General features: G+C 62.5%; 15 protein-coding genes. 14 read left to right on the top strand and 1 reads right to left on the bottom strand.

What is annotated here, in order from left to right; all coding sequences use genetic code 11:
• Window positions 1–7: 7 nt before the first annotated feature.
• From QX071_RS22070 to QX071_RS22010, 13 genes are all read left to right on the top strand, one after another.
• Entirely contained in the window at window positions 8–961 is a 954-nt protein-coding gene (locus tag QX071_RS22070; protein ID WP_315704780.1) for a VOC family protein, read from the top strand.
• A complete protein-coding gene (locus tag QX071_RS22065) occupies window positions 945–1,310 on the top strand; it encodes a Rieske (2Fe-2S) protein (protein WP_315704779.1) in 366 nt (121 codons plus the stop codon). Before QX071_RS22070 ends, QX071_RS22065 begins: the two co-directional genes overlap by 17 nt.
• Before the next feature lie 40 nt (window positions 1,311–1,350).
• Window positions 1,351–2,481, top strand: coding sequence for an FAD-dependent oxidoreductase (locus QX071_RS22060; RefSeq protein ID WP_315704778.1), 1,131 nt, complete (start codon window positions 1,351–1,353; stop codon window positions 2,479–2,481).
• Between the two features lie 38 nt (window positions 2,482–2,519).
• The gene (locus QX071_RS22055; RefSeq protein WP_315704970.1) at window positions 2,520–3,677 is read left to right on the top strand and encodes an MFS transporter; all 1,158 of its coding nucleotides are present in this window, start codon (window positions 2,520–2,522) and stop codon (window positions 3,675–3,677) included.
• Between the two features lie 16 nt (window positions 3,678–3,693).
• Window positions 3,694–4,269, top strand: coding sequence for a cupin domain-containing protein (locus QX071_RS22050; RefSeq protein WP_315704777.1), 576 nt, complete (start codon window positions 3,694–3,696; stop codon window positions 4,267–4,269).
• Window positions 4,269–5,267: a fumarylacetoacetate hydrolase family protein gene (locus tag QX071_RS22045; protein WP_315704776.1), complete on the top strand. Its 999-nt coding sequence runs from the start codon at window positions 4,269–4,271 to the stop codon at window positions 5,265–5,267. The genes QX071_RS22050 and QX071_RS22045 overlap by 1 nt, the downstream gene beginning before the upstream one ends.
• 4 nt (window positions 5,268–5,271) lie before the next feature.
• Complete coding sequence (locus tag QX071_RS22040; protein WP_315704775.1) at window positions 5,272–6,183, top strand: NAD-dependent epimerase/dehydratase family protein; 912 nt, start codon at window positions 5,272–5,274, stop codon at window positions 6,181–6,183.
• 524 nt (window positions 6,184–6,707) lie between these two features.
• Window positions 6,708–7,106 (top strand): CopD family protein, encoded by a 399-nt coding sequence (locus QX071_RS22035; RefSeq protein WP_315704774.1) that lies wholly within the window; start codon window positions 6,708–6,710, stop codon window positions 7,104–7,106.
• Between the two features lie 241 nt (window positions 7,107–7,347).
• Window positions 7,348–7,698 carry a hypothetical protein gene (locus QX071_RS22030; protein ID WP_315704773.1) on the top strand — a complete coding sequence of 117 codons (351 nt, stop codon included), beginning with the start codon at window positions 7,348–7,350 and terminating at the stop codon, window positions 7,696–7,698.
• Between the two features lie 108 nt (window positions 7,699–7,806).
• Entirely contained in the window at window positions 7,807–8,202 is a 396-nt protein-coding gene (locus tag QX071_RS22025; RefSeq protein WP_315704772.1) for a FixH family protein, read from the top strand.
• 75 nt (window positions 8,203–8,277) lie between these two features.
• Window positions 8,278–9,723 carry an efflux RND transporter periplasmic adaptor subunit gene (locus tag QX071_RS22020; protein ID WP_315704771.1) on the top strand — a complete coding sequence of 482 codons (1,446 nt, stop codon included), beginning with the start codon at window positions 8,278–8,280 and terminating at the stop codon, window positions 9,721–9,723.
• Window positions 9,720–12,887, top strand: coding sequence for an efflux RND transporter permease subunit (locus QX071_RS22015; protein WP_315704770.1), 3,168 nt, complete (start codon window positions 9,720–9,722; stop codon window positions 12,885–12,887). Before QX071_RS22020 ends, QX071_RS22015 begins: the two co-directional genes overlap by 4 nt.
• A gap of 242 nt (window positions 12,888–13,129) precedes the next feature.
• Window positions 13,130–13,333, top strand: coding sequence for a hypothetical protein (locus tag QX071_RS22010; protein WP_315704769.1), 204 nt, complete (start codon window positions 13,130–13,132; stop codon window positions 13,331–13,333).
• A 197-nt stretch (window positions 13,334–13,530) separates the two neighbouring features.
• On the opposite strand, the gene QX071_RS22005 is transcribed toward QX071_RS22010, so the two are convergent.
• On the bottom strand, window positions 13,531–13,803 hold the full coding sequence (locus tag QX071_RS22005; RefSeq protein ID WP_315704768.1) for a hypothetical protein: 273 nt from the start codon (window positions 13,801–13,803) through the stop codon (window positions 13,531–13,533).
• A gap of 200 nt (window positions 13,804–14,003) precedes the next feature.
• Here QX071_RS22005 and QX071_RS22000 point away from each other — a divergent pair, with 200 nt between their 5' ends.
• Window positions 14,004–15,434: an undecaprenyl-phosphate glucose phosphotransferase gene (locus tag QX071_RS22000; RefSeq protein ID WP_315729647.1), complete on the top strand. Its 1,431-nt coding sequence runs from the start codon at window positions 14,004–14,006 to the stop codon at window positions 15,432–15,434.
• The last annotated feature ends 656 nt before the right edge of the window (window positions 15,435–16,090 follow it).

Here is a 16,090-nt window from a genome sequence, read left to right as displayed (position 1 = left end):
GAGAGTGATGAGAATTGTCGGACTGGACAGCCTGATATTCGGTGTCGATGACGTGGCCGGCGCAGCACGCTTCCTGGTCGATTACGGGCTGACGCCCGTCGATGTGTCTGACCGCGGCGGGCGCTTCGAGGCGATCGACGGGACGGCGGTGGTGATCGCGCGGCATGATGATCCGGCTCTGCCGCCGGGCCCCGTTCCCGGCTGCCGTCTGCGCAAGACCGTGATGGGCGTCGCCGACGATGCGACGCTCGGTGCGATTGCCGCCGAGTTGCGGCGTGATCGCGAGGTCCGTCGTTTTGCGGATGGATCGATCGAATCGATCGACGATGCGGGATTCGTGATCGGCTTTCAGCGGACGGTGCGCCGGCCCTTCATCCTCCCGGGTGAGATCTCGAATGCTCCCGGCGGCGTGGTCTTCCGGCCAGTCAACAGCCTCGGCGTCCCGCCGCCGGGTAGCGTGGTCCGCCCGCGCACGCTGTCCCATGTCGTCTACTTCGTGCCAGATGTGGTGAAGGCCGAGGCCTTCTACGTCAACCGGCTCGGCTTCCGCTGCACCGACCGATTCACCGGCACCGGGCCGTTCCTGCAGCCCGGCGGCTCGCTCGACCACCACACCCATTTCCTCATCGGGGCGCCTCCGCAGATGCACGGGGTCGAGCACTTCACCTTCCATTTCGGCGGCCCCTCGGAAATGATCACCAACGGTTATCGCTTCGTCGAGAAGGGCTATCAGGCGTTCTGGGGCCCTGGCCGGCATATCCTGGGGTCGAACTGGTTCTGGTACTTCAACAGTCCGTTCGGCTGCCACGTCGAGATGGATGCCGACATGGACCAGCATGATGCGAGCTGGCAGCCGCGCGAGGCGACGGCGTCTGCCGACAATTCGCAGACCTTCCTGATGAAGATGCGCAAGAAATGGTACCCCGGCCCTGGAATTTCCGAGAATGGCGATTACGCGTGAAGCCGGATCGGCAGAGTGGGTGCGGTTGTGCCGTTCGGACGAGATCGGCGAAGCTCAGTCGCGCGGCTTCGATCCGGACGATGAGGGACAGGACAGCCTGTTCGTCGTGCGATGCCGCGGACAGCTTCACGGCTGGCGCAATGCCTGTCCGCATGTCGACGGCGCACCGATGGCTTGGCGCAGGGATGCGTATCTCAATGCCGACGGCACGCGCATCGTCTGTCATGCGCACGGTGCCGAATTCATGCCCGACACCGGGCTGTGCGTGCAGGGGCCCTGTCGCGGTGAGCGGCTGACCCGGGTTGGGCTCATCGTCGATGCCGACGGCGAGCTGTTGGCGAAGTCATAACACGCCTGCAAGGGCGGACTGCAGAGGGGAAGAAGGCGCCATGGCAGTGGTGAGCAGGGTGCTGACGATCGGCGGCGGCTTTTCCGGCATGGCCGCGTCGATCCAGATGCGCAAGGCTGGCATCGATGTCGATCTCGTCGAGATCGATCGCAACTGGCGTCCGGAAGGGGCGGGCATCACCGTCAGCGGGCCGACCTTGCGCGCGTTGGAGGCGATCGGCGTGTTCGCGGAGTTCACCAAGCGCGGCTACACGTCTGATGGCGTCGATCTGTTTACGCCGTCAGGTCATCGGATCGGCGAGATTCCTACGCCCAAGGTGGCAGGATCCGACGTGCCCGGCGGCGGCGGGATCATGCGGCCGGAGCTCGGGCGCATCCTCGCCGATGCGACGCTACTCAGCGGCGTCAACGTCAGGGTCGGATGCACCTATACCCACATCGCCCAGCACGAGAGTAATGTCGAGGTCACCTTCAGCGATGGCACGACCGGACGCTACGATCTCGTCGTGGCCGCCGACGGCGTTCACTCGAAGACCAGGGCGCTACTGTTTCCGGAGGTTAGGCCGCCGCAATATATCGGGCAGGGCGTTTGGCGCGCGGTGCTGCCGCGGCCGTTCGATATCGTGCGGCCGCGCATGTGGCTGGGTGGCGCAGTCAAGGCCGGCGTCAATCCGGTCTCACCAAGCCATATGTATTTGTTCGTGACCGAAGCGCGGCCCGAAAAGCTTCAGGTCGATCGTGCGGTATGGCCACAGATGCTCGCGGATCTGCTGGCCCCCTTCAGCGATCCCGTGCTCGCAGCACAACGCGCCAATCTGCTCGCCGCGGAGGCTGCGATCGACTACCGGCCGCTGGCGAATCTGCTCGTGCCCGCGCCGTGGAATCGCGGACGGGTCATTCTGATCGGCGACACCGTCGCTGCGACTACGCCGCATCTCGCCTCCGGGGCGGGCATCGGCATCGAGAGCGGAATCGTCCTGGCCGAAGAGCTCGCGCGTGCGGCGGCCTTGCAGGAGGCGTTCGACCGCTTCCATCTGCGCCGCTGGGATCGCTGCCGCATGGTGATCGAGAACTCCGCACAGCTTTGCCGGATCGAGATGGAGAATGGCGACAAGACCGAACACACGCGGATCATGCGGGAGTCGGTGATGGCTCTGGTGCAGCCGATCTGAACGACAAGAACAGCAGAAAAGGGGAGGAACAAGTGACGGTGACGACGGAAACATGGCGGGGGCGAACAGCCCTGATGATCGCGCATTGCGCCGGGATGGTCGACCTCGTAGCGCTGCCGGTCTGGGTCGGCGCGCTGATCGAGCGCTACAGGTTCAGCCCGCAGCAGGCCGGCATGCTGGCAACGTTGTTCCTGCTGGGCGCCGTCCTCAGCAGCCTGTTCTTTGCACCTCGTTTCAACCGGTTGAACGCTCGTCTGGCCACGGTCGGGGGCTTTGCCGTTGCCGCGCTCGTGTTCCTCGCAGCGAGCCGTACGTCGGAATTTTCGCTGCTCGCGATCCTGCATGCCCTCGCCGGTGCGACGGCGGCTTGCGGCCTGAGCTTCACCCACGGCACGATCGCACGCAGCGCCAACCCTCACCGTGTGTTCGCCATCGTCGGCATGGCGCTCGGGGTCTTCGCAATTCTCTTCCTCGGCGTGACACCCAATCTCGTGGCGACGTTCGGGGGATCCGCGCTGTTCCTTGTGTTCGCCGGCGTCATGGCGGTTGCCGCGCTGGCGGCAGCGCTGTCCTTTCCAAAGGGCATGGTGCGCAGTGACGAGGATCTCATGGCCGATGTCAGCCATCTCCCTCGCGCGGTGTGGTTCGGGATTGCCGGCATCAGCTGCATGGCCCTGACGCAGGCGATGCTGTTCAGCTTCATCGAGCGCATAGGCAGCGATCGTGGCTTCGGCCCGGAGGCGGTCACCGGCGTTCTCATTGCGCTCGGTTTCGTCAATCTGCTGCCGGCGCCGCTGGCCGCGGTTCTGGAGAAGCGATTGCCGGCCCGATACGTTCTGCCGGCAGGGCCGGTGTTCCAGGCGCTGATCGCGGTGACGATCACCTTCGGCTCCGGCTTCCTGGCGTATGCCATTCCGACGGCGATCTTCGCCGCGGTGATGATCTTCACCCACACCTTTGCGTTCGGGCTGCTGTCGCGCCTCGATCCCACTGCGCGGGCACTCGCCGGTACGCCCGCCATGCTGATGACCGGTGCCGCTATCGGTCCCATTCTCGGCGGGACACTGGTGCAACTGTTCGGCTATCCGGCGCTCGGCCTCGGCACCGTCATCATCTCATCAGTCGCGGTCGTGATGTTCTCACGTGTGTTTGCCGCGCGCGGCCCGGCTGCTGCCGCTTCCCTCGAAATCGCCTGATCAGGAGACTCCCCGCATGACCCTTCCGCAGATTCGCCGCGTTGTCACCGGCCATGATGAGCAGGGCGCCGCCGTGATCTCATCGGACGGCGGATTGCCGACCGTCACCGAGCTGGCCGCGATCCCCGGCACGTTCTTCCACGAGGTCTGGAGCACACAGGCGACGCCGGCACTCATCGACAATGGTCCGGATCCGACCGTCGGGCAGCTCCGGCTGCCGCCGCCGGCCCATGGCAGCCGTATCCGTTTTGTCGACATTCCGCCGGATACTGAGGATTTTCTCCACAACGGTGCGACCCGGATGAAAGCCGCCTTCAGTCAGATCGGTGATCCGCATGCCTCGACGGTGACGACGGAGTCGCCGCACCCGCTGATGCATCGGACCGAGACCATCGACTACGGCATCGTCATCTCCGGCGAGATCACGCTGGTGCTCGACAAGGGTACCGCTGATCTGAAGGCGGGCGACGTCGTGATTCAGCGCGGCACCAACCACGCCTGGGCCAATCGCAGCGACAAGCCCTGCCGCATGCTGTTCATTCTGGTCGACGGCAAGTTCGGTCCCGAAGCCAACCCGACCAAGGCCGGCTGATGAAGCTCGCGACATATCAGAACGGCAGCATCGATGGTGGCCTGGTCATTATCTCCAACGATCAAGCGCGTGCGATCGACGCGAGTGGGATCGCGCCGGACCTCTTGACTGCGCTCCGCCATTGGCAGGAAGCAGAGGCACCGCTCCGCCGTCTCGCCGATCGGCTCGAGGATGGATCGGCTGGAAATGTCTTCCCGTTCGATCCTGCGCGATGTCTGGCACCGCTGCCGCGCGCGCCGCAATGGTGCGACGGCTCGGCCTTCCTGAATCATGGACGGCTGATGGACGTAGCCTTCAACAAGCCGCCGATCCCCGACTTCGAGACGATCCCGGTGATGTACCAGGGGGCGAGCGACGATTTCCTCGGGCCGCAGGCCGACGTCCCGTTCGTCGCTGAGGCCGACGGCATCGATTTCGAAGGCGAGTTCGGCGTGGTCGTGGACGAGGTGCCCATGGCCGTTTCCGCCGAAGAGGCCGCGCGACGGATCCGGCTGCTGGTTCAGATCAACGATTGGAGCCTGCGTGCGGTCGGCGCGCGCGAGGTTCGCACCGGCTTCGGCTTCCTGCAGGCCAAGCCGTCCACCAGCTTTGCGCCGATCGCCGTCACGCCGGACGACGTTGGCCACGCCTGGCGTGACGGCCGTCTCGACATGGCTCTGCATGTCTGGCGCAATGGCGAGCGGATCGGTGCGGCGTCGGGCCTCGAGATGGCGTTCTCCTTTCCGCAACTGATCGCCCATGCTGCGCGGACCCGTCGGCTGACGGCGGGGACGATCATCGGATCGGGAACGGTCTCGAATGCCGACCGCGCTGCCGGGTCGAGCTGTCTTGCCGAACGCAGGGCGATCGAAATGATCGATCTTGGCGAGGCACGGACGCCATTTCTGCGCTTCGGTGAGCGCGTGACGATGGAGGCCTGTCTCGGCGACGGCAGGCCCGGTCCATTTGGACGCATCGATCAGCAGGTTGTTTGCGCATCTGGCGAGATGCCGGGTTGAACCGATGCGCATTCTCATCACGGGCGCTGCGGGCTTTGTGGGCGGCGCCTTGCTGGGTCGTTTGCTGAGGGACTCGGACGAAGCCGAGGTCACCGCGCTCGATCTCACGGCGCAGCCGTCCTGGGCCTCCGGCCCTCGCCTGCGCTGGATCAGGGGTGGCCTTGACGATCGCGCCGTGCTGGATCAACTTGGCCGTACCTCGTTCGATCTGGTGTTTCATCTCGCCAGCATTCCCGGCGGTCGCGCCGAGGTGGAGCCGGCGCTCGGTCGCTGCGTCAATCTCGATGCGTCGCTCGATCTCCTGCAATCGCTTGCGAAGGTACGAAACCGCCCGCGCGTCGTCTACGCGAGCAGCATCGCTGTGTACGGCGCGCTCTCCGGGGAGCCGGTGACCTCGCACACGGAGGCGCGGCCGGCCATTACTTACGGCGCGCACAAGCGGATGGTAGAGATTGCACTCGCCGATCACACCCGGCGCGGAGATATGTCTGGGATTTCGCTGCGGCTGCCCGGCATCGTCGCGCGCCCGAGACCGGTGAGCGGCTTTGGATCGGCCTTCATGAGCGAGCTGCTGCATGCGGTCTCCGCGGCAGAAAAGTATGTCTGTCCGGTATCGCCGGCAGCCACTGCCTGGTGGCTCTCCACCAAGACCGCAGTTGACAATCTCATCACCGCCGGCGCTATCGACACTTGCGGCACTCTGCAACTCCCGGCGCTTCGCCTCTCGATCGCCGAAGTCGTGAACGGATTGGCTGAGCTGTATGGCCCCGAGCGTACCGCACGCGTAACGTTCGATCCCGACCCACGCATCGAGGCGGTTTTCGGTCGCTATCCCGCGCTGGATACGCGCGCCGAATCGGCCCTGGGCTTTGTTCACGATGGATCGGTCGCGGAAATGATTCCGAATGCGCTTTGAGCCGGAAGCGGGTAACACAAGTGCCATCCTCACCGCTCCGGTCCCCTCGCGGGCTTTCGAACGGACAACCGGCCGCCGGGCCAACAGGGCACGCTGATCGAGGTTGCGCCTCCTCGATTTGGACCTGGAAGCTGAGCTGAGCAGAATTCTGACGACGGACACCAGGTTGTCATTCCGCCTGCAATATTGGCTCTTGAGCAATCTTGGTGCAGCGCCGATTAGTTAGTCTGGCTTGGAGCAGCTAGATTTTCCAACGATTGTATATTTTTTGGCTCTAGGAGTTTGAGCCGGGTGATCTCCTCGGTCTGTCCGCGAACCATCCTACTGCTATGGCCGGTATCGCGCGGGATTTGCTCGATCGTCATCCCGCTCTTCGATGGGTCATGATGGTCGCGTTGGTGTCCTCGCGGTTAGTATATCTTCACAATACAGGCGCTCGGCCACGGTGAACAGGTTGGGATGAATTGTGGTCGTCCCGATTGCGTCGCGAATCTGGCGCATTGGTTTGCGGACGGCATCGAGAAATGCGCCGAAGCAAAACGCCCGACGAGGAATGGCCGACGATCAGTGTGCTCCTCAGATTTTCGAACAAGGGGTACCTCGCAGTCACGACGCTTGTCGGAACTGGGCTCGTCAATAGCTGGTATTTGGTTGGCTCGGTCCCCAACCTGCTGACAACCGCCTATGGCCAGGTCCTGCTTGCGAAGCTTCTGTTGTTCGGCGGAATGCTCACACTTGCGATGGCGAACCGGTTTTCGCTGGTTCCAGCTGTCAGGGGCTTGGGGCCTGCCGCCTCGGCAGAGCGGGGCGACGCGCCACTCCGGAAGTTGTGCAAACACGTGCTAGGCGAACAGGTGTTGGGAGCAATGATCATCGCGATCGAGAGTCTCCTCGGCACAATGGCGCCGGGTCTTTCCAAGTAACGGCGACTCTTGACCTTGTCGGCACTCACCGAGTGCCAGTCCGATCTGTCGTTCAGCGAATGGTGTTTTTTGCAGGGCGCCGCCTTTGCGCGTGCATTGGGAAGTTGAGCCAGATCAACGACCCAAGTGATGCTTTACGCATAGGCATGCATAGTCTAAAAGCTTGAGATTATGCTCCGCGCATACGATATGAGTGGGCAGGTGGACCGCAATGCGTCTGGTTCGAACGATGATGGCCTTGATGATCGCCCTGTCGGTGGCAATGCTGCCGGCAGCGGTGAGGGCTACGCCGGTCGTCCAATCGACGCCGCAAGCTACCACGGAGGCGACGGCAAAGGATACCGTCATGGCCTCCGACATGTCCGGCGCAATGGATGAATGCTGTCCGCATCACGCCAAGGCCAAGCCCTGCGACCAGTCGAACGGTCAATGCCCGATGGCATTTTGCGCGATCCAAGCCGTGAGCCTCGCCGTTGCTGCTGCTTTCCACTTTGATTCTCCAATGGGTGCGGGTCATCCGCTTCCGATTCCGGAGGACCAGGTTCTCGCTCTGCACAGCAGCAGTCCGCCCTTCCGACCTCCTCGAGTCTGATCCTCTCCCAAAACAAGCTGCGCGTGATCCTTGGGCTCGCGCGTAACGACGCTTGCCGTGCGTACCGCTTTGCGGCGCGACGGAGATCAGATCCATGAGGAGAAAGTTATGATTTCGAAGTTCACGCGAATCGCGGCGCTCGCTGCGACGATGACGCTTGCCGGCACCGCAGCCTTCGCAGCGGCAAGCGACTACACCTTCGAGCCGGTCAATGCTGAAACGAAAAAGGGCGATGACGTCACGGTTGCCGTGCGCCTGACCAACAAGGTGACAGGAAAGCCGGTATCGGATGCGGTGATCATCCGTACGCGCGTCGACATGGCGCCGGACGGAATGGCGGAAATGGAATCGCCCGTCGTGCCCCTGCCGGCGAATGAGCCTGGTGTCTACGCGTTCAAGACGGATCTGCCGATGGCCGGACGCTATCAGCTGAGCCTCTCTGCGAAAGTGCAGGGCGAGGTGGAGACCGTGAGCGGCAAGGTCGTGATCAAGGCAAACAAGTGAGGTCCGGGAGCTCTGCTTTTCAACAGAGCTCCCGCTTCGATTGCGGCCCTCATTCACGATCAGCAGGTAAACGCCATGACCACGATTCGACTCCTGACGGCATTTGCGCTCGGCATCGGCCTGGCCGCAGGCGGATATTGGACGTCACAAAAATCCCTTTGGCCGTTAGGCTCGCATCTCGCACCGCCGGCCGTCGCCGCCGAGAGGCCCGCGCTCTACTACCGTGATCCAAGCGGGGCGCCGTTCTGGTCAGCCGGTCCGAAGAAGGACAGCGATGGCCGTGACTATCTGCCGGTCTATGATGAGGACGAGGGCTCTTCCGAGCCCGCCAAGCCGAAGCAGCAGGCGGATTCGTCGCGCAAAATTCTCTACTACCGCAACCCTATGGGCCTGCCGGACACGTCCCCCATCCCCAAGAAGGACCCAATGGGGATGAACTACGTCCCGGTCTATGAAGGTGACGACACCGATGACAGTGCCGTCAAGCTTTCGCCGGGCAAGATCCAGCGCACCGGTGTGAAGTCCGAGCCCGTCGAGCGACGCGCGATCAGCGTCTCGATCAGGGCGCCGGGCACCGTCCAGCTGGATGAGCGGCGTGTGTCGGTGATCGCGATGCGCTCCGAAAGCTTCGTCCAGAAGGTGGCCGACGTGACCACCGGCACCCGCGTCAAGGCGGGCCAGCCGCTGATGGAAATCTACAGTTCGGCCATTGCCGCCGCGGCAGCGGAGTATCTTTCCACCATCAACTCGAAGATCGTGGGCGGCATCGAGTCCTACGGCCGCGGCTCCCGCCAGCGCTTGACCAATCTGGATGTTCCGGAACCGGTCATCGCAACGATGGAGAAGTCCCACGTTGCGCCCGTCACGGTGCAGTGGTCGGCGCCCCGCGACGGGATCGTGCTCGAACGCAACGCGGTCGAAGGCATGCGGGCCAATCCGGGCGATGTGCTGTTTCGGATCGCGGACATATCAGTCGTCTGGGCTTTGATCGATGTGGCCGAACGGGACTTGGGCAGCATCGCGGTGGGACAGCCGGTTGCGATTCGGGCGCGCAGTTTTCCCGGCCGGACCTTCTCAGGAAAAATTTCGGTCATCTATCCCCAAGTGAACCGCGATACGCGGACCGCTCGCGTCCGGGTCGAACTGGCCAATCCGGACTTCGCACTGCTGCCGGACATGTACGTCGATGCCGATATCGACACCGCCGATGCCGCGCCCGTCCTGGCCGTAGCCGACAGTTCGGTGCTCGACACCGGTACGCGCCAGGTCGTCCTCGTCGACAAGAGCGAAGGCCGGTATGAGCCGCGGCAGGTGAAGCTCGGTCGCCGCGGCGGCGGCTACATCGAGGTGCGGGACGGCCTTTCCGCAGGTGAAGCGGTGGTCACCTCGGCGAACTTCCTGATCGACGCCGAAAGCAACTTGAAGGCGGCGTTGAAGAGCTTTTCCGAAGCGGACGCGCCGCGGGCAACAGTTCCGTCGAGCGACATGAACGGCATGAAGAACAAGGGAGACCAGCAATGATCGCCCGCATCATCGCCTGGTCCGCGCGCAACCTGCTGCTGGTGCTGTTCGGCACCGGCTTTGCGGCCGCTGCCGGCCTCTATGCGCTCGTGCACCTCCCATTGGATGCAATTCCGGACCTCTCCGACACCCAGGTCATTGTCTACACCGAATACCCGGGCCAGGCACCGCAGGTCATTGAAGATCAGGTCACGTATCCGCTGACGACGGCGATGTTGACCGTGCCGAAGTCCAAGGTCGTGCGCGGCTTCTCCTTTTTCGGCGTGTCCTTCGTCTACGTCATCTTTGAGGATGGCACCGACATCTATTGGGCGCGTTCGCGTGTGATGGAATTTCTCAACAGCGCGGCGTCCAGATTGCCGGCTGGCGTCACGCCCACGATCGGCCCCGATGCCACCGGCGTCGGCTGGGTCTACCAGTATGCCGTGATCTCGAAAGAGTTGAACCTGGCCGACACGCGCACGATCCAGGACTGGAACTTGAAATTCGCGCTGGCCAAGGCCGAAGGCGTCGCCGAGGTCGCCAGCATCGGTGGCTTCGTCAAGCAATACAACGTGGTCCTCGATCCGCAGCGGATGCGCGATCGCGGCATCAGCATGCAGAAGATCCGGGAGGCCATTCGCGCCAGCAACGCCGATGTCGGCGGGCGCACCGTCGAGCTCTCGGAATTCGAATATGTCATTCGCGGCAAGGGCTACCTCAGGAGCATCAACGATCTCGGCAACATCGTGCTGAAGACCTCCGGTGGCACGCCGGTGCTGTTGCGCGACGTCGCGCGCGTCGAGCTCGGTCCCGACGAGCGGCGCGGCATCGCCGAGCTGAACGGCGAGGGTGAGGTCGCGAGCGGCATCGTGCTGCAGCGCTTCGGCGTGAACGCGCTCGATGTGATCGAGAACGTCAAGAAGCGCTTCAAGGAGATCGCGAGCAGCCTGCCGAAATCGGTCGAGATCGTCCCGGTCTACGATCGCTCCAACCTGATCTATGCTGCCATCGACACGCTCAAGCACACGCTCGTGGAGGAGAGCTTCGTCGTCGCGCTGGTCTGCGTGGTGTTCCTGCTGCACGTCCGCAGCGCGCTGGTGGCGATCCTGATGCTTCCCGTCGGCGTGCTGATGGCGTTCGGCGCCATGAAGCTGCTGGGGCTCGGCTCCAACATCATGAGTCTCGGCGGCATCGCGATCGCAATCGGCGCCATGGTGGACGCCGCGATCGTCATGATCGAGAACGCCCACAAGCATCTCGAGCGGGCCAAGCCCGAGCAATCGCGAGTCCAGATCCTGATCGATGCGGCCTCGGAGGTCGGGCCGGCGCTGTTCTTCAGTCTGCTCATCATCACCGTCTCCTTCATGCCGATCTTCACCTTGGAAGCGCAGGAGGGCCGGCTGTTCAGCCCGCTCGCCTTCACCAAGACCTTCTCGATGGCCGCGGCGGCTCTCTTGTCCGTGACGCTGGTGCCGGCGCTGATGGTGATCTTCGTTCGTGGAAGGATCGTCCCCGAGCACAAGAACTTCATCAATCGCTTCCTGATCTGGATCTACCGCCCCGTGATCAAGGGCGTGCTGCGGGCCAAGACCTTGGTCATTCTCGCTGCCGTAGCGCTCCTCGCGGTCACGATCTGGCCGGCCCGCCAGCTCGGCACCGAGTTCATGCCGACGTTGAATGAAGGCACGCTGCTCTACATGCCGACCACGCTGCCCGGCATCTCCGTCACGAAGGCGGCCGACCTGATGCAGATGCAGGACCGCATCATCAAGTCGGTCCCGGAGGTCGCCTCGGTCTACGGCAAGGCCGGCCGGGCGGCGACCGCGACCGATCCGGCGCCGACCGAGATGTTCGAGACCGTGGTCAACCTGAAGCCGAAAGAGCAGTGGCGGCCTGGCGTCACCGTCGACGGCCTCATTGCCGAGATGGACAAGGCGCTGCAGTTTCCCGGCGTGTCGAACGCCTGGACCATGCCGATCAGGGCGCGCATCGACATGCTCTCCACCGGTATCCGCACGCCCGTCGGCATCAAGGTCATGGGCACCGACCTCGTCGAAATCGATCGGCTGGCCAAGCAGATCGAGCGCGTCATCAAGACGGTTCCTGGGACCTCTTCGGCCTATGCCGAACGCGGCATCGGCGGATACTACCTGGAGATCACCCCGGATCGCGAGGCGCTCGCCCGCTACGGCATCCTGATCCAGGACGTGCAGGACACGATCGCTGCGGCGCTCGGCGGCCAGACGGTCACCACGACGGTCGAGGGGCGGCAGCGGTTCACGGTGAACATGCGCTATCCGCGGGATCTCCGCGACAATCCGAAGGCCATCGCCGGCGACATCCTGGTGCCGATGCCCACCGGCGGCGCCGTGCCGCTCGGCGAGGTCGCAAAAGTCGAGCCGGCCCGCGGCCCCACCTCGATCCGCACCGAGAACGGACAGCTCGCGACCTACGTTTATGTCGATATTCGCGATCGCGACGTCGGAAGCTACGTGGCCGACGCGCAACGCGCCGTGACCGAGAGCATCCAGTTTCCAGCGGGCTATTACGTGATCTGGAGCGGCCAGTACGAATATCTGCAACGTGCCGCTGCCCGCCTGAAGATCGTGGTCCCGGTGACGCTGACCATTATCTTCCTGCTGCTGTACCTGAACTTCAGGTCGCTGACCGAGACTTTGATCGTGATGCTGTCGCTGCCGTTTGCGCTGGTCGGCGGCATCTGGATGATGTGGTGGCTCGGCTTCAATCTCTCGGTCGCGGTGGCGGTTGGGTTCATCGCGCTCGCCGGCGTCGCCGCCGAGACTGGCGTGATCATGCTGATTTACCTCAATCACGCCCTCGCCGAGATGAGGGTGAAGCGGCGTGCGGAAGAAGGCCGCCGCCTGACGCGTGAGGACCTTTACGACGCCATCATGGAGGGCGCCGTCGAGCGGGTCCGTCCGAAGATGATGACAGTCGTCGCGATCATGGCCGGCCTTCTGCCGATCATGTGGAGCACAGGAACGGGATCGGAGATCATGCAGCGCATCGCCGTGCCGATGATCGGCGGCATGATCTCGTCGACCTTGCTGACGCTGATCGTGATCCCGGCGATCTTCGGGCTGGTCAAAGGATTCCGGTTGCATCCGACCAACGTCAACGAGCAAGCGATGGCAAAGCCCATTGCCGAGGCTGCCGAGTAAGGTGCGCCATGATCGACGACAGAATGGCTCGGCAAGGGCGAACTCCGTTGCTGTGCTCCCTTGCGGGTCCATCTGACGGAGCACAAGCGCCACAGGAGAAGTGCTGTTTGCTGTGAAGAATTCCACATCGCACACATGTCAGCGAGCCCGCAAACGGGACGTGGGCAAGACCCTGATCTGGATCAACCGAGCGATTTGAAAGCTGCGGCAGGATGCTGGCCGGTTCTCGCTGGAGGCTGCAGATGATGGACTATTGGATGTACGGCTTCGGCCCGGCCCATTGGTTTTGGTTCATCGTAATGATCGCGGTGGTCATCTATCCGGTGGGCCGCATTCTCAGCCGTCTCGGGCTTTCGCCGATTTGGTCGATCCTGACGCTCATTCCGCTGGTCAATCTGATCGCACTTTGGGTTCTGGCCTTCACAGATTGGCCGGACCGGGAGTAGATCAACCGCGGGTTCGCCCGCGCCAATCGCAATGAACTGCGGGAGCAGTCAGCTCATGCTCGCGTCGGTCCTATTGTGGTCGCAAAGATAAATAAGTGCGATCTCTGCGTGTGTGTCTTCGTCTGAGCTCGATCGCGCCCTGGAAAGCCGGTACAGTGCCCGCTCGATTTGTGCGGGTGTCGGCGCCTGATGCAGTTTCAGGTTCGCGGGCCTAGACCGCGCGGGTTCACTCGCCTGAGGAATTTGGCATAGCTGTCGCGCGACCAGATGCCGCTCACGTAACCGAACTGCAGGCAGACGAGCGGCGCCACCAGTTGCTTGGCGAGTCCGGCCAGGTCGGCGCCGACCACCCAGCCCGTCAGCACGAGGAAGCCTGCACCCAAGGTGAAGAGCGGAACGAGCGCCAAAATATCAAAATATAGGCCGATATAAATCCCAGCAACACAGGCGTACACAGAAAGTGCAGTCATTTCTATGGGTTCCGTAGTGGGCTGACTGCCATCGGATATTTTGCATCTGTCGTTTCTTTATTTTATATTTTCCGAGTATTAATAAGAAATTAAACTGTGTTTTAATGCGTCGCTTATTGGGGTGTGGTTGGCGTCGCTACGTCAGCCTTTCGGCCCCAGAGTGTTTGTTCATGCCGACTGGTTCTGAGATACATCAGGCGATGGAGCAGCCCGCGGTCCCGACCAGGGATTCCGTCGTCCTCTCCGGCAATCTGATTCCCTATGTGCTTTCGACCGCGGATGCCCTGATCATCCTGTTTTCCTGTGTCGGTGCCGGACTGGGTTACGAGTATCTGGCTGGCTATCGGGCCTCCGACCTCCTTCCCTATTGCGCGCTCGGTCTCCTGGCTGCCTTCATCCATATCTCGAGGATGAGCGGTAGCGGCTATTATGAGCTGTTCGACAGCGCAAAGCCGACCGTGGAGATCACCGAGGTCGTTGTGGTCTGGTCGATGACCGGTTTGCTGCTCGCGTTTTTTGCGTTCCTGTTCAAAGTCAGCGTCTTCTTTTCCCGGGGAGCTTTCATCGGTTTTTACGTCGTCACGCCGGTCGGATTGCTCGGCGTGCGCAAGCTGACGAAATATTGGCTTTCCAATGCGCTCGTGCATGACGTCATCGGACGCCGCGACGTCGTGATACTAGGCGATCGAACGGAATTGGATGCTCTCGACCAGCGGGACATGCTCGGATTCGTTGGCGCGCCCAGTGCTGTGCAGTTTGCCTTGAGCGATGAATGTGATCCCAACGCGCGCGAGGCGGCGGACCGGCGAACGCTCGCCTCGCTCTCGAACTTCGTGCGCCAAAATGACTGCAGGGAACTGCTGGTGATCTTGCCCTGGCACGACTCGGCGCGGTTCGACCTTGTCCGCGACTACCTCAAAACGGTTCCCATCGCTGCGCGCCTGCTGCCTGACATGCGGGTCAGAACGCTGACGAGTTATGTGTGGTCCGCCCGGCAGCGGGTGTTGACGGTCGATATTCAGCGGGCGCCGCTTACGGCCATGGAACGACTGGTCAAGCGTGGTATGGACATCGTGCTGTCCAGCCTGGCGCTGCTTTTTCTTTCGCCAGTCCTGCTGTTGACCGCCGTTGCCATCAAGATCGACAGCCCGGGGCCGGTGATCTTCAAGCAATCCCGTAAGGGGTTTAATGGGAAGGAATTTGTCATGTTCAAATTCCGGACCATGACGGTTCAGGAGAACGGACCGGATATCGTTCAGGCTGTGCGCAATGATCCGAGGGTCACCCGGGTGGGGAAGCCGCTGAGGGCTGCGAGCATCGATGAACTGCCGCAGTTTCTCAATGTCCTGCGGGGTGAGATGTCACTGATCGGGCCACGTCCACATGCCCTCGCGCATGACAGTTATTTCGAGAAGGCTCTGCGGGAATACGCCTTTCGGCATCATGTCAAACCAGGCATGACCGGCTGGGCGCAATGCAATGGTGCGAGAGGGGCGACCCCTTCCCTGGAATACGTCAAGGAACGTGTGAAGCTCGATCTTTGGTACATCAACAACTGGAGTCTTTGGCTCGACGTCCAAATACTCATCAAGACGTTTTTCGAGGTCCTGCGGAAGCGTAACGCATACTAGAGCACGATGCCGACAGGTCGGTCGTCGCGGAACTTGAAGATGTCCCTCCACGCACGCCATTTGCGCATGTGGAGTTAAGAGAGCGGTGATGCGTGATGAGCGGCGCCTCTCGTCGTGCAACTGTTGGAGCCGAGCCGTGGGATCTGAAGTCCCTCGTCGCGGGAGATCAATTGCCGATCGAGGTTGGATCAGTTCGCTGCGCCACCCATCAATAGTGGGTCATTCGAAGATTGCAGATAGTGCATTAGAGTATGTCATGAAGGACAAGCGTTACACGAGCAGCGAACCGCCGGATCTCCCGTTGCACGACGATGAGGCCCTGAGAGCGAGCTATGCCGAGGTCAAGAAGCTTCGGGACAAGGTCGAGGAGAGAGAACGGCAAGCGCGCCGCCGCCGCTCGCTCAATCGTCGGAGAATTCCGAAAGACCAATAGAACATCCCAGTACGGGGATGGAGTTAAGTGTGTGCGCGGCGGTCAGAGATGTCGGGGCGCCGTCCTCGGCTAACGACCCCTGCAGGCCTGTCGGCAGGTCTGAGCTTGGCCGTCACACGAACTGACGCAGGGGGCTCCCAAGGTCGTTGGGCAGATACGTTTGCAGGACGCATCCACTGCGGCGCAATTGGCGAGGCAGGCTTCGGTCGACGATTGCGCGACG

Origin of the sequence: Bradyrhizobium sp. SZCCHNS1022 (assembly GCF_032484835.1) — a bacterium.
Taxonomy (GTDB): domain Bacteria; phylum Pseudomonadota; class Alphaproteobacteria; order Rhizobiales; family Xanthobacteraceae; genus Bradyrhizobium.
This window is presented reverse-complemented; position numbering and strand designations above follow the sequence as displayed.